Annotated in this window: 2 protein-coding genes; both read right to left on the reverse strand. The window is 65.1% G+C overall.

From position 1 onward, the window contains the following. Positions 1 to 3: 3 nt before the first annotated feature. Complete coding sequence (locus D6T64_RS05200) at positions 4 to 1941, reverse strand: polyketide synthase (protein WP_119972679.1); 1938 nt, start codon at positions 1939 to 1941, stop codon at positions 4 to 6. After that, positions 1938 to 18431, reverse strand: a complete 16494-nt coding sequence (locus tag D6T64_RS05205; protein WP_119972682.1) for a non-ribosomal peptide synthetase/type I polyketide synthase — start codon at positions 18429 to 18431, stop codon at positions 1938 to 1940. Before D6T64_RS05205 ends, D6T64_RS05200 begins: the two co-directional genes overlap by 4 nt. Between the last annotated feature and the right edge of the window lie 202 nt (positions 18432 to 18633).

Below are 18633 nucleotides of genomic sequence, written 5' to 3' on the forward strand. Positions count from 1 at the left end.
CTTTCACGAATCGAGCCAGTAGGGCTCGCGTTCGAACGGGTAGGGAGGAAGTTCGTGGATCGTCCCGATTGAGTCGGGGAATACCCGCGTCCACGCGACGCGGGCGCCGTGCAGGTGCAGCTCGGCGGCGATCTCAAGGTCGGTGCGCGCGAGGTCGAGCTGCAGCGCGCGGGGCTCGTGGTCTAGGGACTCCACGCCCGCTTGCGCGGTGCGCGGAACGATGGCGAGCTCGCCAGGCTCAGTCTCCGCATCCGTCACCCGGACGCGACACGCGAGCAACGATCGGATGCGGTCCTCGAGCGCCGCCGACTCGGGCTCCCCCGGGGTCGGCAGTCGGAGGAGTGCGCGTTTCACCGGTCGTTCGACAAAGGCGATGCGCACCTCGGAGGGCGTGCTGCCGTCGGGTGCGAACGTCGCCACAGCACGCCAGGGGTGCGGGGAGCGGAAGCGGGCAAGGGTCATGGCGACGTTATACGGATCCGCGCCATCGACGATGGCGGCCTGGGCGTCGGCGAGGAGCCGATCAAGTGCTCGCGTGGTCTTCGCCGACACACAGAGCACGGGGGCTTCGAGCACGGTACCGGTACGGCACTCTTCACCTTCCTCGATGACGAAGTGCACATTGGTGCCCCCGAGACCAAGTGACGTGATTGCGCCCAGGCGCGGTTCGCCGTCACGGCGCCGCCAGGGGGTGCGCTCGGTAATGACCTCGAACGGGGTACTGTCGAGTTCGAGAAGCGGGTTGGCGATTTCGAAGTGCGGGTTCGGCACCATAGTGCCGTGCTGCATGCTGAGGAGCAGCTTAGCGAGACCAGCGCCGCCGGCGGCGCTGAGCAGGTGACCAATGTTCGACTTCACCGAGCCGATACCAACCTTCGTGTCGCCGAAATCAGCCTTGCGATACACCTGACCGAGAGCGTTGAGCTCGATCGGGTCACCGATGCGGGTGCCGGTGCCATGGGTCTCGATATAGCCGATAAGCGTGTGGTCGATGACGGGGCGAGCATCGGTGCCGACTGTCGACGGCTGCGTATAGCAATCGCGGATTACAGCGGCTTGCCCACGCGGATTCGGAGCCATGATATTCAGCGACGAGCCGTCGTTGTTGATCTCATAACCGCGGATTCTTCCGAGGATACGACGGTTTTTCTGGCGGGCGAGGTCAGCGCGCTCAAGAACGACGACAACGGCACCCTCGCCTATCAACGTGCCGTCGGCACGCTCGTCGAATACGCGCGTGAAAGGGTGCTTCGTGGTGATGCCACCGCAGTTGCAGAGCGCGTTCGTGAACGCCGAACTCAACAAATTCACTCCCGCAACGACAGCGCCATCGCAGCGCTGGTGACGGATCGAGTCGGCGGCGAGCGCCATCGCGGTGAGGAAGGACGAGCAAGCAGTGTCGACAGCCATCACCGGGCCGGTCAGGTCGTACTGGTGGGAGATGCGCGCCGCGAGCGCTCCGTTCATCGAGTTCATGATCGTGCGAGGGTGCACCGAGTGCTCGCCGCTGGTTGCGAGTCGCTGGCACACGAGCGGATAGTAGGCGTTCGTCGACATGGCCGAGAACACTGAGTACCGGCGCGCCTTGGTCTCGTTCACGTCGAGCATGCCCGCGTTGCCGAGTGCGTCGTGCGCGACCTCCATAGTGATGCGGTGCTGCGGATCCATGGTGACCGCCTCAGCGGCGTCGATACCGAAGAACTCGGCGTCGAACAACTCGATGCCGTCCACCTCGCCGATGGTGTCGCGCCACTCCGGGGCAAACGCGAGTTCACGCCGACGGTCGCTGACAGGGGCGGTACAGTCGACGCCCTGGGACAGGACACTCCAGAACTCATCGGGCGTATTCGCACCGGGCAGGCGCAGCGCCAAGCCGGTGATGACGATGTCCCAATCAAGCGCCGCCGCGGACTCGGCGTCGGCCTCCGTCGGTGTCGTCATTGGGCACTCACCGCCTCGTCGTGACTCCCGCCGCCGTGGATCTCGAGGTACACGTCGTCGTCGTCGTACCAGGCGTTCACCTGTGCGAACGCGATCGAGGCAGAAGAGGGGCCTGAGCCGGCGGCCTCGGGCAGGTCTTCCGGCGCGATAAACCCCTGGAAATTCAGGAGCACGAGTCGGAGCGGGCTGCCATTGTCGCCGTAGGCGGTCCGGAGCTCGCCAATAAGGCCTGTGTCTGCCCCATCAGCGCCCTCATCGGCGGTCCAGTTCGCGAGCGAGTGGATGTAGTGCACGCCCCGGTCGAGGGCGCTTGTGAGCCGGTTCGATACCGCTACGTAGTCAACACCACCACCGAGCAATACCGGCACGGCGTCGAGGAACTCACCCACGCAGCCGCCGTAGTCATCGCCACGCCAGCGTCGACAGTTGTTCACAAATCCGACTGCGACAGGGCCGGTACCGTCACCGGCGGCCAGCTCGGTGTGCACGGCGGCAAGCGCGGTCTCGAGCGGGTTTGCTCCGGCGTAAGGGATGCGGCGACGGAAACCGGCGGTCTCGGGTGCGGTCCGCAGCCGCTCTATTACATCGCGGTTCAAGTCCAGCCAGCCTCGGTAGTCGAACTCGTCGAGCTCGGTGCGCCAATCACGGGTTGGTTCGATTTGCTCGAGGAAGCCGCTGAACTGTGGGGCCTCCGGCAGGGTCTCGCCGCGCAGGAGCTGACGCACTTCGTCGCGGAGGATGGCCGAGCTGGAGCCGTCGAAGATGCTGTGGTGGAAGGCCCACACGAGCCGGAAGCTGTCGGCGCCATCGCGCAGCACGGCGCACCGCCACATCAGGCCCTCTCCGAAAGTCTCGCCCTGCATCGCATACGCAAGCCTGTCGGTGCACTGTTCGATCTGGGCTTTGTCGACGCGACGCAGATCCTGCGCTACGAGCAACGTGGCGATGCTCTGAACGGCATCAGCGGCCAGCACTTCGAGACGGTCGCCATGCATTCTCGCTCGAAACACCTCGTGGCGCCCGACGACGACCGCGATGACGTCGAGCAGAGTGTCGAGGTCGACGCCCGTCACTCGCTGCAGGAATCCGCCGGTGTCCGTATTGCTTGCTTGATGCAGGCGCGCTACCGAGCCTGCGTGGAACGAGTAGGCAGGCTCACCGAGTGCGAGCGCGCGGGCTGCGCCGTCACTGTCGGCACGGGCTCGTTCGACGATGAGGTCGAGTTGCGCAGCGGGCACCACTCTCCGGGGCAGCTCGGGTGCGAGCGAGCCTGAGACGGCGGTCTGCGGCTGGGGTGAGATCGCCGCGGAGAGCGCAAGGGCGTTCGGGTAGCGATATAGGTCGCTCACCTGCAGTTCCAGGCCAGCTGCCCGCAGTTGTTGGACAGCGGCAATCGCCTGAATCGACTGTGCGCCGGCACGGAAGAAGTCGTCAGCGGCTCCGAGAGAGGTGCCGGGGAGGACATCACGCAGGACACCGAGGATTTGCTCCGGAGTGGCAACTCCGATGAGCGGTGTGGGCCCAGCCGTCACCTCAGCCTTGACGCGGGCTGAGAGGCCTGCGCGGTCGATCTTGCCGTGGCGGGTGAGCGGCAGCTCGGGCAGGCGCACGAGAGCCTGAGGCACGAGATGGCGAGGCAGCCGGGCCAACAGAGCAGACCGTAGTCCGGAATCAGCCGGGGCCGACCCACCGCAGTAGAAGGCGGTGAGCCGGCTATTGCTGCCTTCGAGCGAATGCACTACGACCGCCTCAGTGACTCCCGCGACAGCCTTCAGCGCGATCTCAATCTCCGATAGCTCGATGCGGTGGCCGGCGTGCTTAATCTGCCGGTCGATTCGCCGTAGGTACACGATGTTGTCCTGATCGTCGAGCAAGACCAGGTCACCGGTCCGGTAGAGCCGCTCGCCTGTGCAGCACTCCGAGGCGACGGTCGCGGCTGCGACGAATCTTTCCAGAGTCAGGTCTGGGCGATGGTGGTATCCCAGCGACACACTCGGTCCGGCCACGCAGAGCTCGCCCGGCACCCCGCGGGGCACGTCGGTGCCATCCGCATGCAGGATGAACAGCTCTCGGTTGCCGGCGGGACGACCGATCGGTATCCGCTCGAAGCGAGGTTCCTCGTCGATTCGGAAGAACGTCGTGGTGCAGGACGCCTCGGTCGGGCCATAGAGGTTGTAGAGCTTGCCAGGCCCGAGCACGTCAAAGGCCCGCTGGGCGGCCCAGGGATGCATCGCCTCCCCACCGACGTAAACGGCGCTCATACCGGCGATCGCCTGCGGGTCCTCGGTCATCAAGAGATGGAACACTGCAGTGATGAGGACGCCCGCGTCGATGTGCTCGGCACGGATGAACTCCCCCATCAAGCGCATGTCCATGTTCATGTTCTGGCTGCCCATGACGACGGTGGCGCCAGCGAGCAGGGCGCTGTACACATCCAGCAGTGACGGGTCGAAGGTATTGCCAGTGAGGTGGCTGATCCTCATCCCGGGCCGGTAGTCTGTGTATCCGTTGTCGGCGCAGGTGCTCAGCATCCCGCGGTGGGTGACGATCGTTCCCTTCGGCGCTCCGGTGGTGCCGGATGTGTAGATGATGATAAGCGGGCTGTCGGGGCCGAGTCCCCTCGGCGACTCGTACATACCCTCGAGTCCGGCAGGAGCGGTAACGGTGACCCCGTCAGGCCACTCGTGAATGGCCGGGTCGTCCACGAGCACGAGTACCGCTTCGCTATCACTGAGCGTTTGTAGCATGCGCTCCGCCGGAGCGGCAGCATCTAACGGGACCTCGATGGCGCCGCACCTCATGAGCGCCAGCCTGGCGAACAGCTGCCACGGGCCGCGTTCGAGCAGCACCATCACGACGGCGCCGCGATTGACACCGGCAGCTTGCATGCCACCAGCGAGCATTCTGGTGAGACGTTCGACCTCCGCGTAGCTCCACTCCTGCCCGCGCCAGCGCAGGGCGGGCAAATCGGCGTGCTCAACGAACGACTCCTGCATTCGGTCCACGAGCGTCGCGTCGATAGCCGGGCCCAGTGTGGTCAGCACAGCGCGGCGGCGTTCCCGCTCATCGGTCGCCTCGAGCCGCAGGCTCACCATCGGATCGTCCGGGTGGCCCACCATGGCGAGCAACAGCTCGTCGATCTGGCTCGCCAAGCGCGATATCGTGGTGTCGTCGAACATCTCCGTGCGGTACTCGAGGTCGATCGAGAAGTCGCCGGAGCGCTCTGCGACGCTCAGCGACAGGGCGTATCGGCTCTTCAGTTCGCCAGGGGCCAGCGGTTCGAGGCGGGCGCCGTCAAGCTCCAACTCCTCCGTGCCGACGCTCACGAAATTCAGGAGTACATCGAATAGCGGATTTTTCTCACCGCCTGCGGGCAGCTCGAGCGCTGCGAGCACTGATTCGAAGGGAGCGTGCTGGTGGGTAAGGGCGGCAAGTGAGGTGTCACGGGCCGCAGCGACCGCCTCTCGAGGAGTCTGGGTCGAGTCGCTGGCGAGCCGCAAGGGAACCGTGTTGACGAAGATTCCGACGGTGGAACTCGTGGCCGGGGTGCGACCCGACATCGCGGCACCGATGACGAACTCGGACTGGCCGCTCCACAAACCGAGGACCCGGGCAAATGCCGCGACGAACACGGCGTACGGGGTGGCGCTGCTCGCGCGGGCCAGCTCGACGACGGCTGACTTTGCGACGCGGCATTCAAGGTGGTGCCGTGCGCCGGCGAAGGTAGCGTTGTCGGGAACGGTGCGGTCACCCGGCAGCTGCAGCGATGGCAAATCGTCGGCTAGCTGCGCAGTGAAGTACGCGACGTCGTCGGCGAAATCACCGGCGTGCTCGCGTTCGAGCACATCGGCCGCGTAGATGGTGTACGGCGCACCGAGAGCGGGCAGCGGGCGACCACTAAACGCAAGGGCGAGCTCTTCGGCGAGCACAGCGAGCGAGTGCTGGTCTCCGGCAATGTGATGCAAATCGAGTCGGAGATAGTGCAGCTGCGTGTCCACGCGCAACACCTCGGCGCGCAGCAGCGGGGCATTGCCGAGATCGAACGACTCGGGCTCACCGGCAAGGCGCGTCTCTGCGTCCTCCCGAGTCACGTCGGTCACCGTGACGACATCGGGCACACTGTCGTGGAGGCGCTGCACAAGCTCGCCGCGGTTGAGTTCGAAGCTCGTGCGCAACTGCTCGTGGCGCTCGACGAGAACGCCCAGCGCCATCCGGAATCGCTCGACGTCGAAGTCGCCGATCACGCGGTAGCTGAGAGCCAGGTTGTAGGCGGAGGTGTTCTGCTGCAGCAGGCAGGCCGCGTAAATGCGGCGCTGGGCCGGGGAAGCGGGAGTGCTGCGGCTGCCGTCACGGTGTGTCGGGGTACCGATGGCCCGGAACACAGGGTTGGACCCAGCGGCGCGGACGTACGTGCGGTCGGTCTTGCCGAGAGCCGCTGCCAATAGACCGGCGAAGCTCGTGTCGGCGAAAACCTCGCCGACGTTCAATAGGACTCCGGAGACCGCCTCGAGTCGCGAGCAGAAGTGTACTGCGGAAAGCGAGTCCCCTCCGCTCAGCAGGAAATCGGCATTGGCTTCGGGCGTGTCGCCGAGGACCTCAGCCCAAACCGCCCGCAGACAATCAACGATGTCGAGTTCGCCATTCGACGCTGCACTCTTGTGGGCCTCCGGCGATATTAATGCCGAATCCAACTGCGCGGCTTCGTATGGCGCGGATGCGAAGAGATCGTCGAGACGGATGTCAGCCAGGATGGCTCGCTGCTCGAAGGCATAGCCGGGCAGCGAAACGCGTCGTCCCGAAGCGGTGAATCGGGCTCGAGGCACGTCCGCGCCACGCACCCACGCCGAAGCGAGCAGCAAGCGAACGGCGCCGGCGTCGATTGCCCGATTGATGGGCGTCGTGGCGGTACCTCCGGTAGACGGAGCATCCGCGTCGGCGACGTCACCACGCGCGTCGAAGAAGTCGCCCGAACGCAGAACGGCCAGTGAATTCATCGGGCTCAGCTCGCCACGCAGCCGCGCGGCGGCAACACGCAGCAGCCGGTCCTGACCGGCAGGTGCGCGCATGCCAGCCATTCCCACGAGGCGCAGAAGGACGACACGGACTGTCAGCTGCGCGATCCGGTCTAGCGCGGCACCCGCGTCGCCGAGCCCAGGCTGCAACGCGGCGCCGCTCAGCGCAGCCTCCAACGCGGCGCGCAGCTGTTCGTCGAACGGCTGGAGTTCTGCCGCGAGGGCGGCTCGTATTTCGATATCGAGGTCCTCGGCCGCGCCATCCGCTGCCGCAAAGAGATGTGGCGCGACGCTGAGCCTGGTCGTGTCGGCGGCGTCGACAACTAGCGGGAGGTCGTCGGCATCCAACCAGACGAGCGGCACGCCCTCGTCAGCGACGGCTATGGCACGTACGTCGAACTCGGCGCGGCCGCGGGCGAGGGTGTGCGACACGTCGGAGAGCCGACATCCTTGCGGCAGGGATTCGACGAAGTCGTCGAGAGTGGCACGCATGCGATCGAGGGAAGAGCTAGTTCGAGCCGACAGGGGCAAGACGCTGGGTCCTGGCTGCCTGGAGTCGTCAGCCCAAGCAGTCTCATCGGCAGTGACGGCAACTGGCCCGGCCTCAAGGATCACGTGCACGTTGGTGCCGCCGATACCGAAGGAGCTGACTGCGGCGGCGAGCACACCACCCGCCGGCACGACACGCTCGGTGGGCACGGAGAATGCCGCGTCCTTATCGAACTGCTCGCTGAGAGCGGTGAAGTTCGCCATTGGTGGTACGGCGCCGGCGCTCAGCACGCCGACGGCGCTGATGAACCCGGCGACCCCGGCGGCAGCGTCGAGATGACCAATGTTTGCCTTCGCGGCGCCGAGGGCGGGGCGTGTCGCACCTCGACCGTAGACCGCTAAGAGTGCGGCTACCTCGACCGGATCGCCGAGCTTCGTGCCGGTTCCGTGGGTCTCGACGTAGCCGATGTCAGCAGGGTCAATACCGGCATCGGCGACAGCTGCGCGAATCACCTGCGTCTGTCCGCCAACACTCGGTGCCGTGTACCCGACCTTGTTCCGGCCGTCATTATTCATCGCCGTGCCGGCGATAACAGCACGGATTGGGTCGCCATCGGTCAGCGCCTGACGCAGCGGTTTGAGCAACACGACCCCGCACCCCTGGCCGGGAACTGTGCCGTTCGCATCCTCAGAGAACGGTCGGCACACACCGTCCTCGCTGAAAATCATCCCCTCGTGCCACTGATAGCCCTCGTTGCGCGGGAAGTTCAGCGCCACACCCCCGGCTAGGGCCATATCAGCCTCGCCGCGGCGCAGGCACTGCACGGCCTCATGGATCGCGACGAGCGAGGTCGAGCAGGCGGTCTGCACTGTGACGGCGGGGCCGGTGAGGTTGAGCTTGTAGGCAACACGGGTGGCGAGGAAGTCTTTTTCGTTCATCGTCAGAGCCTCGAAAACCCCGACGGCATCGTGGTGCCTACCAAGAAGCCCCGCCATCCAGGCGAAGTTTGTGCCGCTGCCGGCGAACAACCCGATGCGTCCGTCGCAATCGGCGGGAGAGTAGCCGCCGTCCTCAAGCGCGCGCCAGGCAATCTCGTGCAGAAGCCGCGCCTGCGGATCCATGGACTCTGCGTCGCGGGCTGAGTAGCCGAAAAAGTCGGCATCGAAAGTGCCGGCCGCGACATGACCGCGGGCGTTCACGTAGTGGCGGTGATCGATTGTCTTCGGGTCGATACCGGCGGCGAGCATCTCATCGCGAGTGAATCGGGTGATGCTCACGACACCGTCGAAACGGTTCTGTAGAAACTCGTCGACGCTGCCAGCGCCGGGAAAGACACCGGCCATTCCGATGACGGCGATGCGGTGGTCGTGACTGTTCGGGTTGGTACGACCGTCGGCGGAGGACCTTGTGGCGGGCGCTGGATCGGCCCATTCCGCCGTCCAGTCACCGAGGCCGTCGAGATCAACGAGGCTGATCGTCTCGGCGCCGACAGCGGCATCCGCGGCACCCGAACCTATGACCGGCTGCGCCGCACCTGCACGGGCGAGCTCAGCGGCAAGCCCAGCCGGCGTCGGGAACTCGAACAGCTTCACAAGCGGGATGTCGAGGTTGAGCGCCGCGGAGAGGCGATTGTTGACGAGCATCAGCTTGTACGAGTTGCCGCCGACCTCGAAGAAGTTGTCGTCGGGCTGAGCGGGACGTTCGAGCACATCTTGCCAGGCGTCGAGAATGACCCGCAGCGCGACCTCAAGCGTTGGCGCAGACGTCGCCCGGACGGTGTCCGCAGGCACTTCCGCACGAGCCTGCCGCGCTGCAGGGCCCGCACCGAGTTCGGCGAGAATCGCGTGCAGTGCTTTGCGGTCGACCTTCGTGTTCGCCAGCGTCGGCAATTCGCGCATCCGCTCGATGCGGGTCGGCACCATAGAAGCGGGAAGCGACTGGGAGAGCGTAAGGGCGAGCCCGGTCGGCAGATCGGCATCGCTCGAGGTGACGCAGCACAGCACCAGTTCATCGCGCACGATGTCGGCCACGGCATACTGGACGCCGTCGACTCGCATGGCGACCTTCTCGATTTCGCCAAGCTCGATGCGGTTGCCGTGGTGCTTCACCTGGTGGTCGAGGCGTCCGCGCAGCACGATCTGCCCGTCGGCGCAGCGCAGCCCCGAGTCACCAGTTCGGTAGGCGCGCACGCCCGGCAACTCGTGCAGTTCGATGAACGAATGTGCCTGTTGTTCAGGGCTATTCGTGTAGCCGGCGGCCAGGCCCTCGCCGATGATGACGAGTTCGCCTACGACGCCGGCCGGTTGGATCACGCCGTCCTCACTGACGATGAACACCTCGGCTCCGTCGATGGGCGTCCCGATGGTGACGTCGTCGCCCTGAACGAACTCTTTGACGGTTGCAGTCACAGTCGTCTCGGATGGGCCGTACATATTGAAAATGCGAGCGCTTGTCGAAGCCTGCAGCAGCTCGAGCAGGGTCTCGGCGAAGTGCTCGCCACCGCAGACCACTGTGCGCAGCTGGGGCAGCGCTCCACGGAAGCGGGAGTTGCCGCAGAGCGCCGCCATCTTGGAAACCGGAGCCTGGATATGGCTGACGCCGTGTTCGATGATGCGTCGGGCAATGGCGGCGGCATCCTTGACGTCCCTGGCCGGGCACATGTGCACCGTTGCGCCCGCCGCGAGCGGAAGAAGGCTTTCGAATACGACAATGTCAAAGGTCGGGTCTGCGAGGGCGATGATGGTGTCACCGGGGGCGAATACGCTGCGCCGGTCGTGGTCGCGCTGCAAGTTGGCGATACCGCCGTGTCGCACGGCAATGCCCTTCGGCGTGCCGGTCGAGCCTGAGGTGTAGACAACGTACGCGAGGTCGTCGGCACAGATGTCGGGCGCGGTGAACGTGGCGAGCTGTTCTGAACGGCACTCGGCGAGGTCAAACAGGGTCGCGATGCTGCGCGCCGACTCGAGGCCCCTCCGCGCGTATCCGAATCGGGGCGCCATATCGTCGAGGATGCGCTCGTGCCGTTCCCGGGGGTGAGTCGAATCGAGAGCGACGTAGACGCCGCCCGCTCTCAGGATGGCGAGCTGCGCTACCAGGAACGTCGCATCCCGTTCGGCGAACAGGGCCACGCGTTCACCGAGCTGTAGTCCTGCCGCGACGAGCCTGGCGGCCTGCGCGTTCGCCAGGGCGTTGAACTCCGCGTAGGTAATCCGCTGCCCGTCGACGTCGATCACAGCGATGTCATCCGGCGCGAGGCGCGCACGCCGTGCAATCTGCTCGTGGATCGCGGTGAACGTTCCGGATCCGATTCGGGGACGCACACGCACGTCGACCATGGGGAGCATACGGAGCACCGCCGTAGCTTCCATATCGCCGATCACGTGGGAGATGAGGACCTCGAAATGCTGCGCAAGTCGCTCGATTGTGGTGCGGTCGAAGAGGTCCGCTGCGTAATCGAGGTCGATGGCAAGCCCGTCAGGCGACTCAAGGCAGGTGACGACGAGGTCCATGCCGACTCCCAAGGGGGCGAGTTCGATTGGCCTTGAGACGATGCCGTCGATGGCAAAGTCGTAGTGATCGACGTTGTGATAGTCGATCGACACGTCGACGAGTGGATGGCGGCCCAGCACTCGATCGGTGTTGAGCGCTTCAACAATCTGCTCGAACGGGACATCCTGGTGTGTGAGCGCAGTGAGCACGGCGTCGCGGCAGCTGGCGAGGTAACTGGCGATGCTCGCATCGGGGACTGGACGAAGGCGTACCGGCATCATGTTCACGAACATGCCGACCATCTCGGTGGTCCCCGCGAGGGCGCGGCCAGCGACGGGCACGCCGACGAGGAGGTCGTCGCCGTTCGAGGAACGGGCGAGCACGGCGCCCCAGACGGCGAGAACGACCATGAACGGCGTAGCGTGATGCCGCTCAGCGCACTCAGCGAGCGCAGCTACTCGATCGACGCCGAGTCGCAGAGCTACGCGCTCCACCTGCGGCGCGCGTGCATGCCGGGGACGATCCAGAGCTAGCGTCTCGCCCGTGGGAGCGTCAGCGAGTGGCATCAACATGCTTGCTTCGGCCTCGCGCACGGCGCGGTCGGTCGTTTCGAGAGCGAGGTGGGCGCAGTAGTCGCGGTACTGCACTGGCAGAGGCGGCAACTCGCCCTCGTACAGGAGGCTGAAGTCTCGGGTGAGGATCTCGATCGACACCGCGTCAGCGATGATGTGGTGGATGTCGAAGAGCAGCACACTGCCGCCGTGGTCGTCGGCGACGAGCTCCATCCTAAAGAGCGGGCCGCGTCCGAGATCGAAGGGACGCACGAAGCGGGCCACGAGCTCATCGATGCGGGCCGATGCAGATCCGCCGATAGTCGAGAACCGCAGTGGTAGCTCGAAGCTCCGGGCGTCCAAGATGCGCTGACGGATCTCGTCCCCCCGGCGCACGAGCTCCGTACGGAGCGGCTCGTGGCGTTGCACGAGCCGCGCGAGTGCGACCCGGATGCGTCCGTGGTCGAGGGCACCCTCGAGCTGGGTCGCGGAGGGCATGTTGTAGATGAGCGCGCCTGGATTGAGGTGGGCTGCGAGGTACATCCGCACCTGGGCCGGGCTGATTGGGTGGTCAGCCGCGTCGGCTGCTCGTTCGAGCACGTTGGTGGATACTGCGGTGACGGCGGGGTTCTGAGCCGTCTCGGCAATTGCCCCGGCGAGCGAGAACTTCGCCGCTAGCGTCTTCGGGGTTGGTGCGGCAAACACGTCGGCGACGGTGATGGGGCCGCGCAGCAATGCCGCAAGTTGACTGACGAGCACGGTGGCCTTGAGTGAGTCGCCGCCGAGCGTGAAGAAATCGTCGTCGGGGTCGACGTCGGTATATCCGAGCACCGCGCGGAACGCGGCGCGAACGACCTCGAGGGTGTCAGCCGACTCGGCTGCCGTGGCCGCGATGAGGGGCGACGCAGGTGATGCCAAAACCAGCGGCGCCAGGCTGGGAAGATCGGCGGTGCGTGGCGCGGGTACCGCAGGGTGGTCGGCAGAGAGGGTGCGGACCGGCTGCTTGTCCATCACGGTACCGGGCAGTCTGATCCGGCGGCCCGTCGTGTGTTCCGTCCAATCGAGCTCGAGCCCGGAACTCCACAAGATGCCTAGAGCCGAGAGTAAGTGCGCATCGTCCGTGACCTCCTCGACGGGATGGCGTAATGCGTTGACGAAGATGTGCCGCTCGGTCTTCGTCGGTTCCTGCGAAGCGAAGCTCGTGAGGGAACGTCCGGGGCCGAGCTCGACGCCGTAGAGAGGGGCATTCAGAAGCCACTCGTCCGAGAGAAGAGTGCGCATACTCTCGGTAAAGCGCACGCGCCCGGTTATGTGGTCATGCCAGTAGCGGGGATCGGTCATCTCACCGGGTTCGATGAGGCGACCTGAGCGATTCGAGATGATGGGGATACTTGGGTCCTGAGCGCTGACCTCTGCGACCGCGCTCTCAAACGCGAGCCCGGCCTCAGCCATCAGCGGTGTGTGGAATGCCTGCCGCGTGTGCAACCGGCTGCCGTGGATTGCGGCTGCTTCAAGGCGGTCGATGACTGCAATGAGCGATGATTCGGCCATGCCGATCACGGAGCGCTGGACGGAGTTGTCGAGTGAAATCCACACCTGGTCAAGGCCGTCAATCACTTCTCGGATGCGCTCGGCGGACGCCGCGACGGCCAACATGATGCCCGGCTTCTGACGTTGCATGAGCACGCCCCGTTCGCGGACGAGGCGGACTGCGTCGTCGATGCGCCACACTCCCGCCAGCGCTGCCGCTGTCAGTTCGCCGATGCTGTGTCCGACGAGCACGTCTGGCCGCACCCCAAACGAATCGAGCACCTTGGCCGTCGCGAATTGGGTGCTGAACAGAGCAAATTGCGACCACTCGGTGCGGTCGATCCGGTGGTCCTCGTCGGTGCCGGCAATGATTTCGCGGTACTCGGCGGCGTCGTCAGCGCTGAGCATGTCGATGAGCTCGTCGGTCCAGTGCCGGAAGACGCGGCCGACCTCGTTTCGACTGCGGTACAGGCCACGACCCATATCGTGGTGCTGATTGCCCTGGCCAGAAAAGAGAAACGCTGTGCGGCCACCCTGCAGCGCCTTTGTGCGGCCAGCCTTAGTCTTGGCTGACCATGGACCGGCGTCGCGGGACCCGTCGGCCTTGACGACAACAGCGGTGCGGTGGGCGTGGACGGCGCGGCCATCACGGAGCGTACGGGCTACGTCGGCGATAGCAATACCGCCATCCGCGGCCACGTGCTGGAGTACCCGCTCGGCCGTGGCTATGACGCTGGCAGGACTCGACGCCGAGAACTGCAGCAGTTCATAAGTTGAGTCCGTGGCGGTGACGTCGCGGGAGTGGTCCGCACGGCTGCCGTCCGAGCCGGGCTCTGCGGGCGCGGTTTCGACAATCATGTGAACGTTTGTCCCGCCGACACCGAACGAATTGACGCCGGCCCGGAGCGGTCCGGCGGGTAGCGAGCGCCCCTGCGATGAGACGGCGAAAGGGGTAGTCGCGAAGTCGATGTTCGGGTTCGGCCTCGAGAAGTTGCGGGTGCCGGGCAGATAGCGGTTTTGGAGGCTCAATGCGACCTTCGCGAGGCCGACGGCGCCTGCAGCGGTGTCAGTGTGTCCGACATTCCCCTTGACAGAACCGAGTGCGATCGACTGTGGCGCCGCGTCGGCGAACACGCGCGAGAGTGAGGCGACTTCGATGGGGTCACCGAGCAGGGTGCCAGTCCCGTGAGCTTCGACAAACGACACGGTCGCGGGCTCAATGCCCGAGTTACGGTAGGCGGCGCATATGGTGTCGAACTGGCCGTCCTCGCTCGGCGCAGTGTAGGAGAGCTTGCGTCGGCCGTCGTTGCCTGTGGCCGAGCCCTTGATGACGGCATAGACGGGGTCACCGTCGCGCTGCGCGGCCGCGAGCGGCTTCAGCAGCAGCAGGGCTGCGCCGTTCGAGAACACGGTGCCATTCGCCTCGGCGTCGAAGGGACGGCAGTGGCCATCGGGCGAGAGCATCATGCCGTCGACAAAGTGGTAACCGCCCTCGTTGGGCAGCTCGAGCGTGACACCGCCTGCGACGGCGAGATCACACTCGCCGAGCCGCAGCGACTGGGTAGCGAGGTGCACCGTGAGCAGCGAGGTCGAGCAGCCCGCGAGCGCCGAGTAAGCGGGACCGGTGAGGTCGAAGCGGTAGGAGAGACGAGTGCTGAGAAAGTGGTTCGTCGCTAGCGTGAAATTCTGGTACGCGCTACCGAAGCCGTCGTTCTCGACCAGAGCCCGCCGGTACCACTCGAAGTCGTCGCTGCCGCCCGCGAAGACGCCCACCCGGCCAGGGAGACCGGTCGGGTCGTAGCCGGCGTCCTCGCACGCCTGCCAGAAGCATTCGTACAGCAGTCGCAGCTGCGGCGAGGTGACGTCGATCTCAGCCGGCGGCACACGGAAAAGCGCCGAGTCGAAGCCGTCTACACCGTCGAGCCTGCCGTACGCCTTCACGTAGAGGGGATCCTGGAGCTCATGCTCGGGAACGCCGAGAATGCGCAGTTCATCCTCGTCGTAAAAGGTGATCGTCTCATCGCCGGCGCGGAGGTGTTGCCAGAACTCGTGCACATCGGCGGAACCGGGTACTTGGACACCAATCCCGATGATCGCGATTTCAGCGGTACGCAGGTCGGAAGGGCTCTCCCCGATCGATAGTGCCGACTTGGCGGCGGGCGCTTGCGGCTCGGAGCGCGCCTCGGCGGAGGCCTCGGCGATGAGCTTCGCCTGCTCGCTGATGCTGGTGGCCCGCAGCAGATCGGTGATGGCGAATTCGTGACCAAGCTCATCACCGATCACGAACTGAAGACGCATCAGGTTCAGCGAGTTACCGCCGACATCGAAGAACGAGGCGTTGAGGTCTGCGGTCATGCTCTCGTCAATGGCGAGCACGTCCTGCCAGATTGCACGCAGGTGTACGACGATGGAGGCGTCTGCGCCGTCGATCGCGACAGATCCGCCCACAGCACTCGAATTCGTCTGCGCGGTTGTCTGCGCGTTGGGTGCCATTGCAGCGACATGCGGAGCGACGGAGACAGTGGCGGCCGTAGCCGACGCGGATAGCACGCCCTCTTCGGCGAGTAAGAGGAGCGAGCGACGGTCGAGTTTGCCTGCAGTGGACGTCGGAAGGGCGTGCAGCTGGGTGAACAGCGACGGGATCCGGTTCGGGAGCAGTGATGTCGTGAGCGCCTGGCGCAGCTCGGAGGAACTGATCGGCCGGTTCGCGGTGAAGAAGGCGACGAGTCGGGCGATGCCTGAAGAGCTGTCGTTGACGACGGCGGCTTCAATTACGCCTTCTAAGGCGTGCAGCGCGTGCTCGATCTCGCCGAGTTCGATACGCACGCCACCGATCTTCACCTGCCGGTCGATGCGGCGCAGGAATGCGAAACGGCCGTCCTCGCGCAGGTAGCCGAGGTCGCCGGTCCGGTACATTCGGCGCATGCGCTCGTGGTCGTTGGCCTCGTCGAAGAACGGATTCGCAATGAAATGACGGTCATTGAGCTCGTCGCGGTTAAGGTATCCGTCGGCGACACCGGCTCCAGCGATGCACAGCTCACCGGGCAGGCCAGTGCCCAGGAGTGCATCATCCGCGCCGAGCACGTAGATGCGGTAGTCATTGAGCGCACGCCCGATCGGGACGATCGAATCGAGGTCGGCCCGGTGCACAGTGCCGTGCGTCGCCCACATGGACGCCTCGGTGGGGCCGTAGACATTCTCGAGGGTGCAGGGCAGATCCAGTGCGAAGAATCGCCGCGTAATGTCGGGCGTGAGTGCCTCGCCTCCGCTGAAGATGTAGCGCAGCGAGTTGAGGTCGGACGTTCTTCCACCGCGCAGAACGGTATGCAGCAGCAACCGAAGCATTGTGGGCGAGACGTTGATGTGGGTTATGCCGAACTCACGAATCGCCACGGCGAGAGCGAGCGGGTCGGCTTCTGCACCGATCGGCAGGATCGCGAGTGTGCCCTCACCAAACAGCCAGCCATAGATTTCGGTGCCGAAGATGTCGAAGGTGAAGGCCGTCTTCAGTAGGAAGAAATCGTCGTCGTTCAAAGGAAACCGGCGTTCAAGGTCGAGCGAGGTGTTCTGAACGTTCCAGTGCCGAATCATTACGCCCTTCGGCTGCCCGGTGGAGCCGGAGGTGTACTCGATGTACAGCAGGGCGTCGGTGTCGAAGTCGACGTCGACGGGCTCCTCGCTGATCTCGACGCGCTCGTCGGTGCGGAGGGCGGTGAACTCGTCTCGGCAGTCCACATCGAGGCGCTGCACGCCTTCTGGAAGCGCAATGTTCGAATGGCTCGTCGTGATCACCACCTCGATGCCCGCATCGTTGAGAATCTGCTGCACGCGCTGCGCGGGCTCGTTCTCGGCGAGGGGCACGTAGTGGCAGCCAGCGAGCAACACGCCGTACACACTCGAGAGTAACTCAGCGCTGCGTGGGAGTTGGATAGCGATGGGCCGGTTCACTCCCCCGGTCATGTCGAGCAGACACCGTTGGACCCGCACCGCGGCGTCGTGCGCCCAAGCGTTCGAATAATCCCGGTCGGCGTCGCGCCAGGCGGTGCGCCCGGGTGCTGAACTCGTCTTGTCAAGAAAGAGACGACCGAGGTTGGCCGGCTCCCAGTCGAAGTAATGAGTGTCGGCGAGTTGGGCGTGCAGTTGAGCCAGCTCGGAGTCCGACACGATGGCAAGGTCACCGAGAGAGGCGTCGATTGCGGTCGGCAGCTGCTCGAGAAGGGCTAGGAACCGATCGCCGAAGCGACGCACTTCGCTCTCGGTGAGGGCGCCGGCCTTGTATTGGAAAACCAGTACAGCACAACCGTCGAGGTGCTCCACGAGCACGGTGAACCGACCAGGGAACGGTACTCGATCCGGACGCCGGAGGCGCTGAATGCCCTCGGGCAAAGCAGGGTAAGTGTCCTGGATGAACGTGATGTCGAAGACGCCGGCGAGTGCGGGATACTCGCTGAGCAGCTCGGCCACTGGGTATCCGATGTTGCGCCAAGCGCCCAGGACCTCGGCACTCGCGGACTCAAGCATGGCACGCACCGTCATGGCGCGGTCGGCATCGAGGTGCACCGGAACGGTCGTGAGGAAGCAACCGATCGAGTCGGCCTCTTCTATGCCCGGACGGTCGGTGAACGGCATTGCGACCGACACACTGTCAGCGTTCGCGTAGTGCGCGAGCAACAGGCCGAAGGCGGAGAGATAAACGGTATGCTCCGAAACCTCGGCGGACATGGCCAGCTCGCGGAGACGACCGTGCAGTGCAGCATCGACCGGAATACGCAGTTCGTGGCCCAGCGCCTCGCTGTCTGCGATGTCGGTTTCGGGCAGAATCCAGTGCGCGAGGTTTGGGGTGTCCTGTCGCGCCAACGCATCGCGCCAGTAGGCGTCTCGGCGGTCGTGCTGTTTCGGGGAGAGGGGGCGGCTTCGGCGCTGCTGATAGGCGGAGAATCCGCCATCCGCCGTAACAAGGGGGGTTTCGAGTTGGCAGTCAGTGCCGAAAGCGAGATCGACGAGACGTGCGGCGAAGGTGCTCAGGGACTGGCCATCAGCCACGAGATGGTGGCAGACAATGATCAGCCGATCAGCGTCGGCGAGGCGGCAGTGCGCGATGCGAATCAGTGGACCGGTTTTGAAATCAAAGGGCGCCTCGACGAGTGCGCTCGCGATATCGTCAGCGGCGGCCTCATCGTGATGCAGATCGTGCACGACGATGGGCGGCTCAAGGTGACCGGCGACCTTGTAGTAGACGCCGTTGCGCTCCACCGAAACGGTCGCGCGCAGCGCTGGCTGCTCGTCTAAAATACGAGCTACCGCGGCTCTCAGGCGTGATTCCGGAATGGCGTTCACCTGAAGATCGACCGAGACGGTGTATCCCGGATAATCCCGACGCAGGCATTCGAAGTAGATGCCTTGCTGCGTGGCGGTCATCGGCAACAGATTCGGGTTGTCGACTGCCTTTGATATCCGAGAGAAGGGCTGCGCCACCTCCTTTGGCCTCACGACCTCATCACGAACGCACACATGCGTACACCCCCCCAGGTAATTTAGTCACTTGACTAATTGGATTCTAACTGTTGCCGCTGGCGCCGGGGAACCCCCCCAGAACGGGCAACCCCGCGGGGCGGATGAT

The organism is Cryobacterium melibiosiphilum (assembly GCF_003602235.1).
Classification (GTDB): Bacteria; Actinomycetota; Actinomycetes; order Actinomycetales; family Microbacteriaceae; genus Cryobacterium; species Cryobacterium melibiosiphilum.